This is a genomic window from Thermostichus sp. MS-CIW-40, assembly GCF_054058315.1.
Window position 1 is genome coordinate 1 of the sequence record NZ_JBSSAC010000079.1, and the last position, 4,311, is coordinate 4,311.

At 55.7% G+C, this 4,311-nt stretch carries 5 protein-coding genes; 1 reads left to right on the top strand and 4 read right to left on the bottom strand.

Going from position 1 to position 4,311, the window contains the following annotated elements:
- Positions 1–96: 96 nt before the first annotated feature.
- A complete protein-coding gene (locus ACVWXF_RS14065; protein ID WP_457474704.1) occupies positions 97–162 on the top strand; it encodes a DUF1614 domain-containing protein in 66 nt (21 codons plus the stop codon).
- A 111-nt stretch (positions 163–273) separates the two neighbouring features.
- Here ACVWXF_RS14065 and ACVWXF_RS14070 read toward each other — a convergent pair whose 3' ends face one another.
- The 4 genes from ACVWXF_RS14070 to ACVWXF_RS14085 form a co-directional block, all read right to left on the bottom strand.
- Positions 274–498: a FeoC-like transcriptional regulator gene (locus tag ACVWXF_RS14070; RefSeq protein ID WP_099812439.1), complete on the bottom strand. Its 225-nt coding sequence runs from the start codon at positions 496–498 to the stop codon at positions 274–276.
- Positions 499–501: 3 nt separating this feature from the next.
- Positions 502–2,793: a Fe(2+) transporter permease subunit FeoB gene (gene feoB, locus ACVWXF_RS14075; RefSeq protein WP_457474701.1), complete on the bottom strand. Its 2,292-nt coding sequence runs from the start codon at positions 2,791–2,793 to the stop codon at positions 502–504.
- On the bottom strand, positions 2,790–3,404 hold the full coding sequence (locus ACVWXF_RS14080; RefSeq protein ID WP_457474702.1) for a ferrous iron transport protein A: 615 nt from the start codon (positions 3,402–3,404) through the stop codon (positions 2,790–2,792). The genes feoB and ACVWXF_RS14080 overlap by 4 nt, the downstream gene beginning before the upstream one ends.
- A 147-nt stretch (positions 3,405–3,551) precedes the next feature.
- The gene (locus ACVWXF_RS14085) at positions 3,552–4,202 is read right to left on the bottom strand and encodes a DUF3685 domain-containing protein (RefSeq protein ID WP_457474703.1); all 651 of its coding nucleotides are present in this window, start codon (positions 4,200–4,202) and stop codon (positions 3,552–3,554) included.
- Positions 4,203–4,311: the final 109 nt, after the last annotated feature.

Below are 4,311 nucleotides of genomic sequence, written 5' to 3' on the forward strand. Positions count from 1 at the left end.
ACAACTCTTTGCCGCAAATCCAAAGAATGAGTCGGCATTCCTTTCTCTCCTTCCTCTTGAATACCTGTACCCTATTTTAAATTAAAAGGCTGTAGTATTGGTGGGGCTGGGGTTTTTGATGGTATTGCGCTGTGCGGTTTATTCGCCGTTTTGCTGACTTAGAAATTACTCAGAAATTCCAACAATTCACTTAATTGGTACATTCGGTTGGCTCGTAATTTATTCTGAAAAACGTTCTGAACAACACGACTTATCCCTAAAATTGATCCCCCATTAAGATGGTTTTTCTACCCACTCGTACAGTTCTAAATCTGTTGAGGCGCAGGAGTGACAGCCCCCACACTTCCGCTGGTGTACGGGGCGCACCCGCCCTTTGCGAATTAATACATCCAGGATCGGACGCAGGGCATCCGCATCCATTTGCCAGTGTTGACATAATTTGGTCAACGAAACTTGCCGGTGCGTTTGCAGATAACGTTGTAGGTCTTGCAAGAGCATCCCTTACCTCCCGGAGGGTACCCGCCGCAAACGGGGGCTACTGACGGCACGCAATCCCCACAAAACCCCCAACTGTACCAGCATGAGTCCCAATACCCACAACAGGGAACGTGCGGGGTGTTCATTAAAAGTCATGAACTGGTAATAAAAGGTGGCAACCCAATAGGCTAGCCCGGTTGTCCAACAAGCGATAAACACCGTCCAGCCCAGATTGGTTTCCCGATAAACCGCCGCCGTTGCCGACACACAGGGGAAATACAGCAGGACAAACAGCAGAAACGCAATCGCCGCCGTAGTACTGCCAAAGCGGGAAGCCATCTGCCCAAAGGTAGTCGTCTGCACCCCCAACTCCTCCGCCACTGCCTCCTCATCCCCACTCCTGCGGACTACCCCCATCCCCAGCGGGTCCAGCAACTGCTCCCCTAGGGCGGCAAAATTTTGGGGAATGCTGGCAACTGCTTCCTGGAGACCACCCCACAGGTCAAATGCCGCCGGTGGTTCCCCACTATCTGCCGCTTCCGCCTGCGCCAACTGCCCATAGAGGGAATTCATGGTTCCCACCATCACCTCCTTGGCAAACGTCCCGGTAAATATCCCCACCGTTGCTGGCCAATTCTCCGGTTGCACGCCCATCGGTGCAAATACCGGCGTAATCTGCCGCCCAACCGCACTGAGCAGGGAATCGGTACTGTCCTGTTTCCCAAAGGAACCATCCGTTCCCACCGAATTTAAAAAGCCCAAAATCACCACCATCACGATAATCATCCGCCCCGCTTTGGTAATAAACGCTTGCAACCGTCCCCAGGCGTGGATGGCTACCCCCTTGAGCGTGGGCAAATGGTAGGGCGGCAATTCCATAATGAAGGGAGCCGCTATCCCCTGTAGCAGGGTGCTTTTCATCACCAAACCCGTAAACACCGCCGCCCCAATACCAATCAGGTAAAGCAGAAACACCACATTTTGGGCATTTTTCGGAAAAAACGCCGCCCCAAACAGGGCATACACGGACAGCCGCGCCCCGCAGGACATAAACGGGTTCATCAGAATCGTCATCAACCGATCCCGCCGATTTTCCAGGGTACGGGTCGCCATAATGGCGGGGATATTGCACCCAAACCCCACCAGCATCGGCACAAAGGACTTCCCCGGCAAGCCAATCCACCGCATCAGCCGGTCCATCACAAACGCCGCCCGCGCCAAATACCCGGAATCCTCCAACACTGATAAAAAGACAAACAATAAGCCAATTTGGGGAATGAAGGTCGCCGTCGTTTGAATGCCACCCCCCACCCCGTCCGCCAACAGCCCAATCAACCAGCCGGGTGCATGGAGTTGGGTCAACAGATGCGCCGTGCCCTTCACCGCAATCGTGCCCACCCCTATATCAAAAAAATCCACAAAGGCTCCCCCCACATTCATCGCCACGAAGAACATGAGGTACATCACCCCGAGGAAGATGGGAATCCCCAGCCACCGGTGCAGCACCCAGCGGTCAATCCGATCCGAAAGCGTTTGGCTAACCTGCCCAGCGAAAGTGACCGTCGCCCCCATCACCTCCCGAATCCAGGTGTAACGGACATCGGCAACCAAGAGGTCAATGTCTTCCCCCAAGGTTTGAAAAATCTCCTGCCGATGGGTTTCTAACACCGGTGCAACGTTCGCCCCATCCACCGCTTGCAACCCGTACAGCACCGCCCAAGGGGAACCCAGACCTGCTGTATAGGAAAGTTCGGTAAAGGCTTGCTCGATCACCGGGGGATAAACAGGGCGCACCCCCGCCCCCTGCGGCTGGGTCAATGCCTGCCGGATGACGGCCTTAAGTTCTGCCACCCCCCGCCCCCGATGGGCACACAAAGGCACGACCGGACAGCCCAACCGCTGTTGCAAACCAGCCACGTCAATCCGTATCCCCCGCCCTTCCGCTTGATCCATCATGTTCAGGGCAATTACCAGCGGCACCCCCATTTCCAAAAGCTGGGTCGTCAGGTAAAGATTCCGCTCCAGATTGCTGGCATCCAGGATATTCACCACCAGGTTGGCTTCACCGCTGAGCAGGTAATCCCGTGCCACCTGTTCATCCAGCCCCGTGCCCCCCGCTGCCACATCCAGGGAATAAATCCCCGGCAAATCCACCACCGTCACCGTTTGCCCCTGATCCCGGTAGGTGCCCTCCTTGCGTTCCACCGTCACCCCGGGCCAATTCCCCACCCGTTGGCGCGCCCCCGTCAAGGCATTGAATAGGGTCGTTTTCCCACAGTTGGGATTTCCCAGTAAGGCAATCGTCCGCTTGCTCATTGCCCATCGCTCCCTAAATTTGCTTCTCCCTCCACCGGCACTACCTGTAATGCCGCTGCTTCCCCTTTGCGCAGACTCAGGGCAAACCCCCGCACCTCAATTTCCGTCGGGTCTCCCAAGGGCGCATGGCGTTTCACCTGCAGGATCGTCCCCGGCGTTAAGCCCATCCCCAGCAATTTCCGCTTGTAATCCCCCGCTCCCGGCGCATAGCCCACCACCCGCACCCGACTGCCAATAGTCGCCTCCCCCAAGGTCATCCTGGGCATTGCCGCCTCCCATCGCTCGACACCAATCCGTTCCGCCATACCCGCCCCCAACCCCCACCGCTGACCTTGACATTCCACCAGCACCGACCCGGAATCCAGATGGCTCAGCACCGTCAGCACCGCCCCCTGGGTAATGCCCATGCCCACCAACCGGGGATTCGCCTCGCCGCAATCCACCCGCACCACCCGCACCCGTTCCCCTGGCTGGACTTGGGATAGGGACATTGTTTGAGAATTAGCCGCACTGGCAATCCCCGACCCTTCGCCGCTTGTGGTGGCATCATTCACATAGGTAAACCCCTGATTTTGCCTGGGATTCTGCCCCTGACCCCAGCGATGGCGCATCGGAACCTCCTTGCTTATTCTTAGCGATTGTCCTGACCCTAGTGTTGGTAATAATAACTATTATTCTCAATTAGAGCAATGTAAATCCTGACCCTTTCCCGCCTTAAGTAAGTTTTGATACTCAAGAAGTTAAATGGTTACGAAAGATTACAGTTGGGAGGATTCCTGGGAGCGATTGTTTTGCAAGGTACTGCCAATACCCTGCAAAATCCCCCGCCCAATCAAGCCCAAGCCCCGCCCAATGATCCGGGTGAGCATGATCCGGGTGAGCAGGTAGGCACTGGTACGGCCAATGTAATTTGCCACCGCCCGCAGTATGGGTGCCACCGCATCTTGAAACTCCAACCAGAGGGTGACCAGCCAGGGAATGCCCCGGAGTTGGGCCAGTTCCGCCGTGCGCCCCGCATACACCGGGTACAGGACAATCGCCTGGTCTTGGATACGCAAAAGTTGATAACAACTCTCAAAAATCGCCCGGGGTTCGTCCCAGTAGCGTTGCCAGCGGTAGCGTTGGGAAAGTTGGTTGCGGAGCCGTTCGGTTTCCCGGGTAGAGAGCAGGTTGCGGCGATAAAACCGTTGCTTCACCGATTCATGGTGGGGAAAGCAGTTGAGCAGGGGTTGCACCACCCCGTTGGCGACCTGGATCACCAGATTTTCCAGGAGGATGGCGGCGTGGTCGCTGGCGATTTGGCTGTTGGCCGCATACAAGACCCCATCAATGCCCAGGGGCGTTTGAAAGAGATGAAAGCTAAAAAGGTCCTTGACCAGGGGAATTTTGTCTAAAATCAGGGCGCGCACCGTGTCCCGTTGTGCTAGGTCGTGTTGATCTTATGTTAGGATAGAGAGAATAATTTATAGAGGAAAGAGGATGAAGTTGGTTTTTTTAGATGAAAACAAATGGCAGAAG